Origin of the sequence: Glycomyces lechevalierae, assembly GCF_027622945.1 — a bacterium.
Taxonomy (GTDB): Bacteria; Actinomycetota; Actinomycetes; order Mycobacteriales; family Micromonosporaceae; genus Glycomyces; species Glycomyces rutgersensis.
Map to the genome: position 1 here is coordinate 212,447 of NZ_JAPZVQ010000003.1, position 14,430 is coordinate 226,876.

The following is a 14,430-nucleotide window of genomic DNA, read 5'->3' on the forward strand; positions in this document are numbered from 1 at the left end:
AGCACGCTCATGGCCTGCTCACGTGTGAGGCAGCTCTCCGCGCAGCGTTACGGCCCGGCGACAGGTGCCGCCGGGCCGTGCAGGGGTTGACGATGGAAAGGGTTAGAGGCCGGAGAGCTTCTGGCCGGCGCGGATGACGGCCATGCCGAGGCGGTCGCCCGGGCGGCGTCCGAGACGCTCTATGGGGCCGGACACCGAGATCGCGGCGACGACGCGGCCGGTCTTGTCCCGCACGGGAGCTGAGACGCTGACCACACCGGGTTCGCGTTCGGCGACCGACTGCGCGAAGCCGCGGCGGCGGACCTCGGCGAGGGTCTTGGACGAGAAGCGGCACTTGGGCAGGAGCGGCAGGATCCCTTCCGGCGGTTCCCACGCGAGCAGCACCTGCGCGCCCGAGCCGGCCGTCATCGGGAGGCCTGCGCCGACGGGCACCGTGTCGCGCAGCCCGGAGGCGCGCTCGGCGGCGGCCACGCAGACGCGTTCGTCGGCCCGCCTGCGGTACAGCTGGGTCGATTCGCCAGTCTGGTCGCGGAGGAGGTTGAGCACCGGTTCGGCGGCACTGAGGAGGACGTCGGCCGTCGACCCGGCGAGCTCGCCGAGTTTCGGGCCGGGGCGCCAGCGGCCCTCGTGGTCGCGTTGCAGCATCTCGTGGGCTTCGAGGGCCTGTGCGAGCCGGTGGGCCGTTGCCCTGGGCAACCCGGTCTCGTGCACGAGCTCAGCCAGGCTGGCGCCGTTGGTGCAAGCCGTGAGGATGAGCACCGCCTTGTCAAGGACGCCGACTCCGCTGATAGTATTCGTTCTCACGAGCTGAACATTACCTCCCATATTTCGAGAAGTCCAACGACTGGGAACAGAGATGTCACCTACACCACACGAATCCGAGGGAACGGCACCGCGCACCCTCGCGCAGAAGGTCTGGGACGCCCACGTGGTACGCACGGGCGGCCAGCAACCCGATCTGCTCTACATCGACCTGCACCTCCTCCACGAGGTGACCAGCCCCCAGGCCTTCGACGGCCTGCGGCAGGCAGGGCGCAAAGTCCGCCGGACCGATCTCACGATCGCGACCGAGGACCACAACACGCCCACCGACAACCTCTTCACCATCGCGGACCCGACCAGCCGCAAGCAGATCGAGACGCTCCGCGCCAACTGCGAGGAGTTCGGCGTCCGGATCCACTCGCTCGGTGACGAGAACCAGGGCGTCGTCCACGTCGTGGGACCCCAGCTGGGACTCACCCAGCCGGGCATGACCGTGGTGTGCGGCGACTCCCACACCTCGACGCACGGCGCGTTCGGCTCGATCGCGTTCGGCATCGGCACCAGCGAGGTCGAGCACGTGCTCGCCACGCAGACCCTGCCGCAGGCGAAGCCGAAGTACATGGCCGTCACCGTGAACGGCTCGCTGCCCGAAGGCGTCTCGGCGAAGGACCTGATCCTCAAGATCATCTCCATCACCGGCACCGGCGGCGGCAAGGGCCACATCGTCGAGTACCGCGGCCAGGCCATCGAAGAGCTCTCGATGGAAGGCCGCATGACGGTCTGCAACATGTCCATCGAGTGGGGCGCCAAGGCCGGCATGATCGCGCCGGACGAGAAGACCGCCGAGTACGTCAAGGGCCGCGCGCACGCGCCCCAGGGCGAGGACTGGGACGCCGCCGTCGAGTACTGGCAGACCCTCAAGACCGACGAGGGCGCCGTCTTCGACAAGGAGATCGTCATCGACGCGGCCTCGTTGAGCCCGTTCGTCACCTGGGGCACCAACCCCGGGCAGGGCGTCGAGCTCTCCGGCACCGTCCCCGCACCCGAGGACTTCGAGGACCCGATCGCGCGCACCACCGCCGCCGGGGCCCTGGAGTACATGGGCCTCGAGGCCGGCACGCCGATGCGCGAGATCGACGTCGACGTCGTCTTCCTCGGCTCGTGCACCAACGGCCGCATCGAAGACCTGCGCACCGCCGCCGAGGTCATCAAGGGCCGCAAGGTCGCCGAGAGCGTCAACATGATGGTCGTGCCCGGCTCCGCGAAGGTCCGCGAGCAGGCCATCGCCGAAGGCCTCGACAAGGTCTTCATCGAAGCGGGCGCCGACTGGCGCTTCGCCGGCTGTTCGATGTGCCTGGGCATGAATCCGGACCAGCTGACGCCGGGCCAGCGCGCCGCCTCCACCTCGAACCGCAACTTCGAGGGCCGCCAAGGCAAGGGCGGGCGCACGCACCTGGTGAGCCCGGCCGTCGCCGCCGCCACGGCCGTCACCGGCCACCTCGCCAGCCCGGCGGATCTGTAGGAAGGGCAGGGAATCATGGACAAGTTCACGACCCACACCGGCAGCGTCGCGCCGCTGCGACGCTCCAACGTCGACACCGACCAGATCATCCCGGCCGTGTACCTCAAGCGGGTCACCAAGACCGGCTTCGAGGACGGCCTGTTCGCCGAGTGGCGCGAGGACGAGAAGTTCCTCCTCAACCAGCCGGAGTACCGGAACTCGACGATCCTGGTCACCGGCACCGAGTTCGGCACCGGCTCCTCGCGCGAGCACGCCGTCTGGGCCCTGAAGGACTACGGGTTCAAGGCGGTCATCGCCCCGCGCTTCGGAGACATCTTCCGCGGCAACTCCCTCAAGAACGGTCTGTTGACTGTGGAGCTGCCCGAGGCGGCCGTCGAGGAGCTGTGGCTGCGCGCCGAACTCCACCCGGAGTCGGAGGTCACCGTCGACCTCGTGGAGTGCGAAGTCCGTGCGGGGGACCGCACCTGGAGCTTCGAGTTCGACGAGTTCCTGCGCTGGCGCATGATGGAAGGGCTCGACGACGTGGCCCTGACACTGCGCGACGAGGACAAGATCGCGGCGTACGAGTCGAACCGGGACGCTTGGCGGCCTAGGACTCTCCCCGCTCAGGTCTAGTGTCCGGAGCCCGATCCAGTTAGCAATCACGTACGGAGCCGGTGGCGATGCCACCGGCTCCAGGCGTGTTCGGGTCCCTCCCAACGGGGTTGCGAGCGTCGATTTCGGGCACCTGAATAAAAATTCCCTGCGACACAACGGGTCTATTTTCGCGGAAACAGTTGCGTTCGCTTTCGAAACGTCATAACGTGCGCTTAACAAGCTGGTATGGCTTCAAGGACTATCGGGAGGGTAGGACTCGTGAACAAGGCAGAGTTCGTCGAACGGATCGCCGCTCGCACTGGCGACCGGGCCGCTGCGAAAGAAGTCGTGGATGTCGCGATCGACGAGATACAGCGCGCGGTGGTGAAAGGGGAGAAAGTCTCCTTCGCCGGATTCGGCGTCTTCGAGAAGCGCCAACGCGCCGCCCGCATGGCGCGCAACCCGCGCACCGGGGAAGCGGTGAAGGTCAAGAAGACCGTCGTCCCCGCGTTCCGTCCGGGCACCGGCTTCAAGGAGCTCGTGACCGGCAAGCGCAAGGCGGCCAAGTCGGCCACCGCCAAGAAGGCCGCGCCGGCGAAGAAGGCCACCGCGAAGAAGACCACGGCCAAGAAGACGGCTGCGAAGAAGACCACGCGGGCCGCCTCCACGGCGACGCGCTCGACCGCCACGAGCCGCGTGGGGGCCAAGAAGACCGCGGCGAAGAAGACCACGGCCAAGAAGGCCGCGACCGCGAAGAAGGCCGTGCGCAAGACCGCGGCGAAGTCCACCGCGAAGAAGACGGCGGCGAAGAAGACCACGAAGCGCGGACGTAGCTGATGCCGCGGCCCCGAACCGGTTCGGGGCACGGTGAGGCACCCGTCCGACTCGCACGGGGAGAGGGCATTCAGGATCCACCTGAATGCCCTCGTTGCTTTACCCGTGCTTTACCGGCGTCCGCGGCTCAGACGGCAGCGCCGACTAGCGTGCGGCACCGCCGGCGACAGCCTCCGAGAAGTCATTGCCGAACTTCCCCTCTGGATCGACGCGGGCGCGGAGTTTCTCGAAGTCGCCCATTCGCGGATAACGCGAACGGACTTCATCCATTGGTATCGAAAACAATTTGCCCCAATGCGGCCGCGGTGAGAACGGTTCCAAAGCCTCCTCCGCCGCCGACATCACCGGCTCCACCCTCGCGAAGTCACTCACCCAAGTGAAATGCAGGCCCACTGTGTCCCGCCCGAATGCGGGCGAGAGCCACAGGTCGTCGGCCGCCATCGTGCGCACCTCGCAGATCTGCACCACCGAGGCGAGCTCCGGGCCGATCCCCGCCAGCGCCTCGAGCGCCGCGGGCGCGTCCGCCCGGTCGATCAGGAACTCCGACTGCAGCTCGTCGCCCGCGCTGGGCGTGAACTCGGGCTTGAAGTGCGGCAGGCGCTCGTGCCACGGGCCGGTCTGCCCCTGCTGCACCGTGCACGCCTCCGGGTCGACCCCGGGCACTGGGTGCCGCTTGCCGTCCGCGAGCGGCGCGCCGTACCAGTTCGCCTGCGGGAACGGGTGGGTCTGGTCGGCGGTGCGCTGCTTCACCCAGTACTGGAACTGCGGGGACGCGCCCCACGCGGTGAACAGGCTGGTGCTGTAGGCGGCACCGGTGAGCTCGTCGAAGTGCGCGAGCGCCTGGTCGAGGGCGAGGCCGTCGTAGACGTACTGGCGCATCTCGAAGCCCGGCAGGAGGTCCAGGGTCACCGCGTAGACGACGCCCAAGGCGCCCAAGTGGACCACGGAGCCGGGGAAGTCCTCGTCGCCGCGCGAGACGGTGCGCAGTTCCCCGTCGGGGCCGATGAACTCGACGGCCGCCACGGCCGTCGCGAGGTTCCCGTTGCGGTCGCCCGAGCCGTGCGTGCCGGTCGCGATCGAGCCGGCGACGGAGATGTGCGGCAGGGACGCCATGTTGTGCAGGGCGAAGCCGGCGCGGTGCACGGCATCGCTCAACGCGGCGTAGGTGATCCAGCCGGAGGTGCGCACGGTGCCGGTGAGCGCGCTGATCGTGACCTCGGGCTCGATGCCCGCCAGGGAGATCATCGTGGCGTCGGAGGCGGCGATCGTGTTGAACGAGTGGCCCGATCCGAGCACGCGCAGGCGCGGCGCGGCCGCGACGACGGTGCGCGCCTCGGCGAGTGTGGCGGGCGCTTCGAAGCGGCTGGGGGAGAAGCGGACGTTCCCGGCCCAGTTCTGCAGGGCGGTGGGTGCGCTGGCCAAGGCGTTCCTCCTAGACGGTGCTCAACAAAGACCGTGGCTCATTGAAGATCGTTGCGCGACCGGGGACAGGGCGCGGTCGCGCGGGCAACGGTACCGCGAACCGGGGGGAGGGAGCGGCGTGGCGGTCCGAGGGGCGGGACGGCCGCCCGGACCGCCCCGAGTGCGCCCGCCGGTCGATCGAGCACGTGCACTTCGGGTTCGATGGGACCCGCGCGAGCGAGGTGCGGGCCGCTCCATGTGCGGAGCGGCGCATCTCGAACAGCTCGATGCCGCGTTCGATGAGCCCGTGCCAACGGGGCGCGGCTCGCTGCGTGTGCGGAGCGGCGCATCTCGAAACGGCTTGATGCCGGGTTCGTCGAGCCGCCCCGAATCCGGGCATCTGCATGACCGCCGTCACCGCCGGCGCCGAAATGTCGTACCCCCCTGTCAGGGTTGCCACTCGGGGGCCCGAAACACGGCCCTCAGCGGCTCGCTCCGTGCCCGCGAACCGCTTCCCTACAGTCGCTCCACACCAACGAGCTTCTGGCCCGACAGGGACAGCACCCAGGCCTCTCCGGACCTCGTCGAGACATCGGCGGTCTCGACGCCGTCCTCATCCGCGAGGATCGCGACCGTGTCGCTCACGACTTCCGGCTCGGCGCAGACGATCGCCGTCCCGCCGCCGCCCGCGAGCTCCCGGATGCGCGCGCTCGAACGCTCGGGATTGCGTTCGTGCGCTTCGGTGTCGAACGCCGAGTCGCCGCCCAGCCGGCACCGCACCGCCTGCGCGATCGGCTCGACCGTCTGCACGCTCGCCCTGCCCGTAGCGCTGAACGCCCTGTCCGGCTGGTAGAGCGACGCCAGCGCCGCCACCCGCACCGCCTGGTCCTGGCCGCGCGCGCTCAACGGCCGCGTCACGTCCGGCCCGTCCCAGCCCTGCTCGACCTCGGCCGGGGCCACCAGGATCACCGTCGCGGTCACCGCCGGCAGCGCCCCGAACGCCTTGAGCACCTGCTGGTCCCGCGGGCGCGTCAGCGCCTCCCGCGCCTCCGCGAGCGTGATCCAGCGCCGCTCGCCGATCTCCTCGTCGGCGGTGAACGCCGCATCGGGCTTCTCCGTGCGCATCGACCAGTAGTCGACGTACTTCAGCACGTCCCCAGCGGGATTGGGCAGCACGTACGAGGCCCGGCACAGCTTCATCTGCGGGATGACCGGGATCCCGGTCTCCTCCTCGACCTCGCGGCACGCCGCCGTGAGCGGGTGCTCGCCGGGGTCGAGCTTGCCCTTCGGCAGCGACCAGTTCCCGACTTTGGGCCGCCACACGGCGATCACCTCGACGAGGCCGCGCTCGCCGTTGCGCCACAACAGGCCGCCAGCGGCGGCGATCTGCCTCTGCGGCGCCCCGTTCCCGACAGTGTCCTGTTCCACACTCACGCTTCATACGGTACTGGGACTTGCCCAATCGGGGGAAGTCTGCCACTCGCGCGGAGTACGGGCTCCCGCGCGCGTCTAGGCGTGCATCGTGGGGATCCGGACGGCGACGACGCGCCCTTCGGGGTCGGTGTCGAGGTCGACGCGCTGGCCGAGGCGGAGAAACCGCAGGCCGGAGACGGCGAAGGCCGCCGCGTCGAAGGGGACGCGGCGGCCGTTGTCCAGGACGACCTCGCCGGAGGTGTCCTCGTTGAAGTTCGAGATGGTGCCCTGCATGGTCTCAGCTTGGCCCATGCGGGCGCCGAATTCCAGGTGCCGAAGGGGTATCGAGTGCTCTTACTTCCGGCTGCGCCTCTTTTCGGGAACTACTTCCGGCTGCACTCCTTGTCCGGAACTACTTCCGGCTGGGCCTCTTTTTCCGGAACTACTTCCGGATCTGCGGGTTGTTGCGCCCGCCGAGGGCCTTCTTGGCCTTGAGGCCGAGCCAGATGACGCCGCCGACGATGGCGATGAAGAGGGCGAAGTTGAAGATGAAGGCGAGGATGCCGCCGATCGCCCCGAGCACGAATTGGATCACGTTCACCACGATGATCACGGCGAGGACCGCTCCGCCGAACAGGGCGGCGAGCCAGCCGAAGAGACGCCAGTTCATGTCACTCACTCCGAGTCGAGTCGAGATCCGAGCCGACACGTCCGGTCGGCAAGGTAGATGTCATTGTGACTCTATGTTGACATCATAGCGGGTTTCGCGCAACCCTCGGGTACCGCCGCCGCCGTCTCGCGCCCCGAGGCCCGCGCGCCGCGTACCTGGGGGTTCACGCGACGTAGCCGTGTACCCCGAACCGAGGAGTCAAACCCCACCCTTTGCTTACCGTCGCCTGAAGGGCCCGGCGCGGGCGTTAGAGTGCAATGCACTGACGATCCCGTACACGACGGCACCGGCCGAACCCATGCGGCCGAGGCCTCCCCGAGAAAGCGAGCCAGCAGGTGACCGAGCCGAGGCCCGAGGCGCAGTACACCTTCCGCCGCCGCGGCGGCGACGCCCTCCGCCCCGACGTCCGGATCTACGCCAACATCGTCAAAGGCGGCATGCTCGGGCTCTCCAAGCGGTCCTGGTCCGGCATGGAGCACATCCCCCTCAAGGGCCCGGCGATCCTGGTCTGGAACCACTACTCGGACATCGACCCGCTCCTGGTCGTCCACTACGTGTACAACGCCGGCCGCCACCCGCGGTTCCTCCTCAAAGAGTCGATCCTGCGCATCCCGCTGGTCGGCCCGCTCGTGCGCAGCACCGGCCAGATCCCCGTCAAGCGCGGCAGCGCCGAAGCGGCCGACTCACTGCGCACCCTCGAACGCGAACTCGCCCAAGGGCACGTGGTCATCATGTCCCCCGAAGGCACCGTGACGAAGGAGCCGAACCGGTGGCCGATGCGCGGCAAGACCGGCATCGCCCGCCTCGCCCTCGACTCCGGGGCCCCCGTGATCCCGATCGTGCAGTGGGGCGCCCTCGGCATCCACGACCGCAAGCGCGACCCCAAGTTCAAGATCGGCCGCAAGCCCGTCACCGTCCGGGCCCTCCCGCCCGTCGACCTCTCCCCTTGGCAGGGCAAGGAACCCACCCGCGAAGACCTCGCCGCGGTCACCGACCGCATCATGGAGGCCCTCCGCGCGGGCCTCGCCGAGATCCGCGGCCAGGAAGCACCCCCTTTGTTCGATCCCCGGCAGCACCGATCTGAAGAAAGCGAGTCTTCCGAGTGAGAGCAGCCGTCATGGGGGCCGGTTCCTGGGGAACCGTGTTCGCCAAGATCCTCGCCGACGCCGGGACCCCGGTCACCGTGTGGGCCCGGCGAGCCGAGGTCGCCGACGCGATCAACGCGGACCACCGCAACCCGGACTACTTCCCGGACATCGAACTCCCGGCCCTCGTGAGCGCCACCAACGACCCCGCCGAGGCGCTGGCCGGCGCGGACCTCGTGGTCCTCTCCGTCCCGAGCCAGACCCTGCGCGGGAACCTCGCCGCCTGGTCGGCGCACCTCGAGCCGAGCGCGACCCTGCTGAGCCTCATGAAGGGCATCGAACTCGGCTCGACCGAGCGCATGACCGAGGTCATCGCCGAGGTCACCGGCGCGCACCAGTCGCGCATCGCGGTCCTCTCCGGGCCGAACCTGGCCCGCGAGATCGCCGAGGAGCAGCCCACGGCCTCCGTCGTGGCGTGCATCGACCACGGCCGGGCCGTCGACGTGCAGAAGGCCGTCACCACCTCGTACTTCCGCCCGTACACGAACACCGACGTCGTCGGCTGCGAGCTCGGCGGCGCGGTCAAGAACGTCATCGCCCTCGCCTACGGCATGGCCGCCGGCATGGGCATGGGCGACAACACGAAGGCCACGATCATCACGCGCGGCCTCGCCGAGACCACCCGCCTCGGCATGCGGCTCGGGGCCGACCCGACCACGTTCGCCGGGCTCGCCGGGCTCGGCGACCTCGTCGCCACGTGCTCGTCCCCGTTGTCGCGCAACCACACCTTCGGCGAGCAGCTCGGGCTCGGCGCGACCCTCGAAGAGGCCGCGCGCGTCACCAAGCAGACCGCCGAGGGCGTCAAGAGCTGCCGTTCCATCACCGATCTCGCCCGCAAGGTGGGCGTGGAGATGCCGATCTGCGATGCCGTGGAACGGGTCTGCCACGAAGGGCTCGACCCCAGAGCCGCGGTCGCCGAACTCATGGGACGCGAGACCAAACCCGAAACCGACAGTTTGAGGTCCGACAAATGACTAAACCGACCGTAGCCGTCTTCTTCGGCGGACGCAGTGTGGAACAGCCGGTCTCCTGCGCCTCCGGCTCCGGTGTGGCCAAAGCGCTGCGCGACAGGGGTTTCGACGTCACCACGATCGGCATCACCCGCAGCGGCGAATGGGTCGAACTCTCCCCCGACGTCGCGTTCGCGATCGAGTCCCCCGAGGCGCTGCCCGAGGTGACCGCCGAAGCCGGCAAGGCCGTCGCGATCGACCTCGGCCCCGGCGCGCAGCCGATGGCCGACGTGCTCTTCCCGGTCCTGCACGGCCCGTTCGGCGAGGACGGCACGATCCAGGGCCTGTTCGAGATGGCCGGCGTGCCGTACGTCGGCTCCGGCGTGCTCTCGAGCTCGCTGTGCATGGACAAGGAGTTCTCGAAGCGCCTCCTCGCCGCCGAAGGCGTCCCGCAGGGCGCGTTCGACGTGCTCAAGGCCGGGGACGAACTCGACGCCGAAGCCGTCATCGGCAAGCTCGGCCTCCCGATCTTCGTCAAGCCCGCGCGCGCCGGCTCGAGCCTCGGCATCAGCAAGGTCAAGTCGGGCGCCGAACTCGTCGAAGCGGTCGCCAAGGCCCGCGAGGTCGACGACAAGGTCGTCTTCGAGGCGGCCTTCGAGAACGCCCGCGAGATCGAGATGGGCGTCGTCGAGACCCTCGACGGCGACCTGGAGATCACCTTCCCGCTCGAAGTCCTCGCCAAGGGCGAGGACGGCTGGTTCGACTTCGAGGCCAAGTACCTCGACAACCCCGAGCCGTTCAACCTGCACCCGGACTACCCGGAGGGCGTGGCCGAGCAGGCCCAGGCCCTCGCCCGCAAGGTCTTCCGGCTCCTCGACTGCCGCGACCTCGCGCGCGTCGACTGCTTCCTCGGCGAGGACGGCGTGGTCTACCTCAACGAGGTGAACACCATGCCGGGCATGACGCCGATGAGCGGCGTGCCGCAGGCGTTCGCGGCCTACGGCATCTCGTACGGCGAGCTCGTAGAGCGCCTGGTCACTCTCGCCGCAGCCCGAGTGGGCGGCGGCGAAAGCGCCGCGTAACCTGGTCGGGTGCATCTTCCGTCTTCGGACGGGAGATTCCCGGCCAGTCCGGGCTCGGCACCGGCTGTACCACCGTGTGCGCGCCAGTCCCCAGCATCCTGGGCTTAACTGAGCGCGCTACACTCACGCGTTTCTGCAGGTCAGGGGCGCATTATGCCTCGTATGTCGTTCGAGGCAACGCATGAATTACTGGAGAGATCATTGCAAGCTAAGGCGAAAGTCAAGCTTTCCCGATCCCTCGGCATCGCTCTGACGCCGAAGGCCGCCAAGTACATGGAGCGCCGTCCCTACCCTCCGGGGCAGCACGGCCGCGGCCGCAAGAAGGAATCGGACTACAAGAACCAGCTCGTCGAGAAGCAGCGTCTCCGCGCGCAGTACAACGTTTCCGAGCGTCAGCTCCGCAACCTGTACGCCGAAGCCACGCGTAGGCCCGGCAAGACCGGTGAAATCCTGGTCGGCCTGCTCGAGTCCCGCTTGGACGCCTTCGTGCTCCGCGCCGGATTCGCCCGCACCATCTACCAGGCGCGGCAGTTCGTCAACCACGGCCACTTCACCGTGAACGGCCGCAAGGTCGACATCGCGTCCTACCGGCTCAAGGCCGGCGACTTCGTGCAGGTGCGCAAGAAGTCCCGCGAGACCACGCCGTTCCAGCTCGCCGCCGCTGGCGCGTGGGCGGGCGAGACGACTCCGGCTTACATCGAGGCTCACCTCGAAGGCCTGATCGCCCGCTTCCTCTCCGTGCCCGAGCGCAAGCAGATCCCCGTGATCTGCGACGAGCAGCTCATCGTCGAGTACTACTCGAAGTAAGCCTGAGCGTGCAATGAGCGCCGCCCGGCTCCCCGGGCGACCGGGAATCCGGGCGGCGCTCCGCTCGCGTCTTTCGGAGGCGCCGTCAGTGCCCTCCGTCACCGCCAACCCCCTGGTAGACGGTATTGGAGCGCGAGTAGACTCGCTCAGTGGTGCAGTGCGTCCCCAAGTGGGTAGCCATGCGCTCCGGGTGTCGCCGTGCACCCGGACGCCGTTGGTGAAGCGCCGCGCCATTCCAATGCCGACCCGACCTAGGGTCGGCGTGCCAGTAGCTCCGGCCCGTCAAGGGGTGCGGGGTTTTCAGACCGAGTTGTCACGGTAGCGGAGGACATGCCGAAAAAAGACGGTGCCATCGAGATTGAGGGCAAGGTCGTCGAGTCCCTCCCGAACGCTATGTTCCGGGTGGAACTCACCAACGGCCACAAGGTACTCGCCCACATCAGTGGCAAGATGCGCCAGAACTACATCCGTATCCTCCCCGAGGACCGGGTCGTGGTGGAGCTCTCGCCGTACGACCTGTCGCGCGGGCGGATTGTCTACCGCTACCGCTGACCTGACGACTACACGTAAGTAGGACTCGTGAAAGTCAAGCCGAGCGTCAAAGTGATCTGCAAGAACTGCCGCGTGATCCGCAGGCACGGACGAGTGATGGTTATCTGCTCTTCCGACCCGCGTCACAAGCAGCGTCAGGGCTAAAGCAGCACAACGCCAGCAAGAAAGGCCCCAGAAGGGGAAACCGCCGCCAGTGCGCAAGCACAACCCTCGGCTCGGAGGCCGGGGCTCGCATCGCCCATCAGGGCAGGGGATCAGACCCCGGCGAGAAGGCAGTGGTCAGACCTCCGACAACGCTAGGAGTACGCCTGAATGGCACGCCTGGTCGGAGTCGACCTCCCGCGCGACAAGCGCCTGGAGATCGCACTCACCTACATTTTCGGCATCGGCCGCACGCGCTCGCTTGAGACGATCGCGGCGACCGGACTCGACCGCGACAAGCGCGTCAAGGACCTCACCGACGAAGAACTGGTGCAGCTCCGCGACCACATCGAAGAGCACTACCAGGTCGAAGGTGACCTGCGCCGCGAGGTGCAGGCGGACATTCGCCGCAAGATCGAGATCAACTGCTACCAGGGTCTCCGTCACCGCTACGGCCTTCCGGTCCACGGTCAGCGGACCAAGACCAACGCCCGTACTCGCAAGGGTCCGAAGAAGACCGTCGCGGGCAAGAAGAAGGCACGTTAGGAGACCAGCTGATGCCACCGAAGACTCGCGGCGGTTCCAAGAACCCGCGCGCCAAGAAGAAGAACGTGCCCCACGGGCACGCCCACATCAAGAGCACCTTCAACAACACCATCGTGTCGATCACCGACCCGACCGGTGCCGTGATCTCCTGGGCCTCCTCGGGCCAGGTCGGATTCAAGGGCTCGCGCAAGTCGACCCCGTACGCCGCGCAGATGGCCGCCGAGGCCGCCGCCCGCCGTGCGATGGACAACGGCATGCGCAAGGTCGACGTCTACGTCAAGGGCCCGGGCTCGGGCCGCGAGACCGCGATCCGCTCCCTCCAGGCCGTCGGCCTCGAGGTCGGCTCGATCAACGACGTCACCCCGCAGCCCCACAACGGCTGCCGTCCGCCGAAGCGCCGCCGCGTCTGATCGCGGCTCCGTTACGGAGATCGTCACCGCCAAGGCGAAGCTTGCGAGCCTTGTCGACGGCAACGTCCAAGTGTCTAGGCGTCAAATAGCGGGCGCCCCGAACAAAGGAAACATCGCACAGTGCTTATCACTCAGCGGCCCACGCTCACCGAGCAGCAGATCAGCCCGACCCGCTCCAAGTTCACCATCGAACCCCTGGAGCCCGGTTTCGGCTACACGCTCGGCAACTCGCTGCGGCGCACGCTGCTGTCGTCCATCCCGGGCGCGGCGGTCACGTCGATCAAGATCGACGGCGTCCTGCACGAGTTCTCCACCATTCCCGGCGTGAAAGAAGACGTCGTCGAACTGGTGCTGAACGTCAAGCAGATCTGCGTCTCCTCGGAGAACGACGAGCCGGCCACCATGTACCTGCGCAAGGAAGGCCCGGGCGAGGTCCTCGCCGGGGACATCCAGCCGCCCGCCGGCGTGCAGGTCCACAACCCCGAACTCAAGCTCGCGACCCTGAACTCCAAGGGCCGCATCGACATGGAGTTCGTGGTGGAGCGCGGCCGAGGCTACGTCTCGTCGCCGGCCAACAAGGGCGAGACCAACGAGATCGGCCGCATCCCGGTCGACTCGATCTACTCGCCCGTGCTCAAGGTGGCCTACTCCGTCGACGCGACCCGCGTCGAGCAGCGCACCGACTTCGACAAGCTCACCGTCGACGTCGAGTCCAAGCCGTCCACCACGCCGCGCACCGCGCTGGCGTCGGCCGGTTCGACTCTGGTGGAGCTGTTCGGCCTGTACCGCGAGCTCGACACCGAGGCCGAGGGCATCGACGTCGGGCCCAGCCCGGCCGACCAGCAGCTCGCCGCGGACCTGGCCCTGCCGATCGAGGACCTGGACATGACCGTCCGGTCCTACAACTGCCTCAAGCGCGAGGGCGTCAACACCGTTGGCGAACTCATCAACCGCACCGAGGCCGACCTGCTCGATATAAGGAATTTCGGGCAGAAGTCGATCGACGAGGTCAAGATGAAGCTCGCCGGCATGGGCCTGAGCCTGAAGGACTCGCCCGGCACCTTCGACCCGAGCGAGGCCGCTGTGGCCTACGGCGGGTCGCCGGTCGCCGAACACGACGAGTACGAAGAAGACGGTGAAGATCTCCGCGAGACCGAGGAGCTCTAAGCTTCCCGACCAGTGGCGGTCGGTTCCGTAAGACGGCCGGCCGCGTCAAACCAAGAGGAGCAAGACAATGCCCAAACCTACAAAGGGCCCGCGCCTGGGCGGTTCCCCGGCTCACGAGAAGCTGATGCTCTCGGGCCTCGCGGCCTCCCTGTTCGAGCACGGCAGCATCACCACCACGGTGACCAAGGCTCGCCGCCTGCGCCCCTACGCCGAGCGTCTCATCACGTACGGCAAGAAGGGCACGCTGCACCACCGCCGTCTGGCGCTGGCCAAGCTGCGCAACAAGGACGCCACGCACGACCTGTTCGAGCAGGTCGCGCCCCGCTTCGCGAACCGCGAAGGCGGCTACACCCGGATCATCAAGGCCGGGAACCGCAAGGGCGACAACGCTCCGATGGCGATCATCGAGCTGGTCGACTAGCAAGGCCGTTGAACCGCGCGCAGGGCTTCAC

Annotated in this window: 17 protein-coding genes and 1 pseudogene; 13 read left to right on the forward strand and 5 right to left on the reverse strand. The window is 68.1% G+C overall.

Annotated elements, in window-relative coordinates:
- Window positions 1–102: 102 nt before the first annotated feature.
- Window positions 103–789 (reverse strand): IclR family transcriptional regulator, encoded by a 687-nt coding sequence (locus O2L01_RS07310; RefSeq protein ID WP_344469158.1) that lies wholly within the window; start codon window positions 787–789, stop codon window positions 103–105.
- Window positions 790–856: 67 nt separating this feature from the next.
- Between O2L01_RS07310 and leuC the strand changes: the two genes are divergently transcribed.
- From leuC to O2L01_RS07325, 3 genes are all read left to right on the forward strand, one after another.
- Window positions 857–2,284: a 3-isopropylmalate dehydratase large subunit gene (gene leuC, locus O2L01_RS07315; protein ID WP_270121261.1), complete on the forward strand. Its 1,428-nt coding sequence runs from the start codon at window positions 857–859 to the stop codon at window positions 2,282–2,284.
- Window positions 2,285–2,299: 15 nt separating this feature from the next.
- Window positions 2,300–2,899, forward strand: coding sequence for a 3-isopropylmalate dehydratase small subunit (gene leuD / locus O2L01_RS07320; protein ID WP_270121262.1), 600 nt, complete (start codon window positions 2,300–2,302; stop codon window positions 2,897–2,899).
- Between the two features lie 240 nt (window positions 2,900–3,139).
- Window positions 3,140–3,697 carry an HU family DNA-binding protein gene (locus O2L01_RS07325; RefSeq protein WP_270121263.1) on the forward strand — a complete coding sequence of 186 codons (558 nt, stop codon included), beginning with the start codon at window positions 3,140–3,142 and terminating at the stop codon, window positions 3,695–3,697.
- Window positions 3,698–3,838: 141 nt separating this feature from the next.
- Here O2L01_RS07325 and O2L01_RS07330 read toward each other — a convergent pair whose 3' ends face one another.
- From O2L01_RS07330 to O2L01_RS07345, 4 genes are all read right to left on the reverse strand, one after another.
- Window positions 3,839–5,116 carry a D-arabinono-1,4-lactone oxidase gene (locus O2L01_RS07330; RefSeq protein WP_270121264.1) on the reverse strand — a complete coding sequence of 426 codons (1,278 nt, stop codon included), beginning with the start codon at window positions 5,114–5,116 and terminating at the stop codon, window positions 3,839–3,841.
- Window positions 5,117–5,611: 495 nt separating this feature from the next.
- The gene (locus O2L01_RS07335) at window positions 5,612–6,529 is read right to left on the reverse strand and encodes an NUDIX hydrolase (protein ID WP_270121265.1); all 918 of its coding nucleotides are present in this window, start codon (window positions 6,527–6,529) and stop codon (window positions 5,612–5,614) included.
- Between the two features lie 75 nt (window positions 6,530–6,604).
- The gene (locus tag O2L01_RS07340) at window positions 6,605–6,820 is read right to left on the reverse strand and encodes a cold-shock protein (protein ID WP_270121266.1); all 216 of its coding nucleotides are present in this window, start codon (window positions 6,818–6,820) and stop codon (window positions 6,605–6,607) included.
- A 130-nt stretch (window positions 6,821–6,950) separates the two neighbouring features.
- Window positions 6,951–7,178: a hypothetical protein gene (locus O2L01_RS07345; RefSeq protein WP_270121267.1), complete on the reverse strand. Its 228-nt coding sequence runs from the start codon at window positions 7,176–7,178 to the stop codon at window positions 6,951–6,953.
- Window positions 7,179–7,513: 335 nt separating this feature from the next.
- On the opposite strand from O2L01_RS07345, the gene O2L01_RS07350 reads away from it, so the two are divergent.
- From O2L01_RS07350 to rplQ, 10 genes and pseudogenes are all read left to right on the forward strand, one after another.
- Complete coding sequence (locus O2L01_RS07350) at window positions 7,514–8,284, forward strand: lysophospholipid acyltransferase family protein (protein WP_270121268.1); 771 nt, start codon at window positions 7,514–7,516, stop codon at window positions 8,282–8,284.
- A gap of 11 nt (window positions 8,285–8,295) precedes the next feature.
- A complete protein-coding gene (locus tag O2L01_RS07355; protein ID WP_270121269.1) occupies window positions 8,296–9,297 on the forward strand; it encodes an NAD(P)H-dependent glycerol-3-phosphate dehydrogenase in 1,002 nt (333 codons plus the stop codon).
- Window positions 9,294–10,355: a D-alanine--D-alanine ligase family protein gene (locus tag O2L01_RS07360; protein ID WP_270121270.1), complete on the forward strand. Its 1,062-nt coding sequence runs from the start codon at window positions 9,294–9,296 to the stop codon at window positions 10,353–10,355. The genes O2L01_RS07355 and O2L01_RS07360 overlap by 4 nt, the downstream gene beginning before the upstream one ends.
- Before the next feature lie 162 nt (window positions 10,356–10,517).
- The gene (gene rpsD, locus O2L01_RS07365; protein WP_270121271.1) at window positions 10,518–11,162 is read left to right on the forward strand and encodes a 30S ribosomal protein S4; all 645 of its coding nucleotides are present in this window, start codon (window positions 10,518–10,520) and stop codon (window positions 11,160–11,162) included.
- A gap of 330 nt (window positions 11,163–11,492) precedes the next feature.
- The gene (infA, locus tag O2L01_RS07370) at window positions 11,493–11,714 is read left to right on the forward strand and encodes a translation initiation factor IF-1 (protein WP_026929479.1); all 222 of its coding nucleotides are present in this window, start codon (window positions 11,493–11,495) and stop codon (window positions 11,712–11,714) included.
- A gap of 27 nt (window positions 11,715–11,741) precedes the next feature.
- Window positions 11,742–11,858 (forward strand): 50S ribosomal protein L36, encoded by a 117-nt coding sequence (gene rpmJ / locus O2L01_RS07375; RefSeq protein WP_081913453.1) that lies wholly within the window; start codon window positions 11,742–11,744, stop codon window positions 11,856–11,858.
- 168 nt (window positions 11,859–12,026) lie between these two features.
- The gene (gene rpsM, locus O2L01_RS07380; RefSeq protein WP_208495378.1) at window positions 12,027–12,401 is read left to right on the forward strand and encodes a 30S ribosomal protein S13; all 375 of its coding nucleotides are present in this window, start codon (window positions 12,027–12,029) and stop codon (window positions 12,399–12,401) included.
- Window positions 12,402–12,412: 11 nt separating this feature from the next.
- Entirely contained in the window at window positions 12,413–12,811 is a 399-nt protein-coding gene (gene rpsK, locus O2L01_RS07385) for a 30S ribosomal protein S11 (protein ID WP_091053358.1), read from the forward strand.
- Between the two features lie 120 nt (window positions 12,812–12,931).
- The gene (locus tag O2L01_RS07390) at window positions 12,932–13,978 is read left to right on the forward strand and encodes a DNA-directed RNA polymerase subunit alpha (RefSeq protein ID WP_208495377.1); all 1,047 of its coding nucleotides are present in this window, start codon (window positions 12,932–12,934) and stop codon (window positions 13,976–13,978) included.
- 67 nt (window positions 13,979–14,045) lie between these two features.
- A pseudogene (gene rplQ, locus O2L01_RS07395) lies at window positions 14,046–14,393 on the forward strand (50S ribosomal protein L17); the annotation flags it as partial.
- Between the last annotated feature and the right edge of the window lie 37 nt (window positions 14,394–14,430).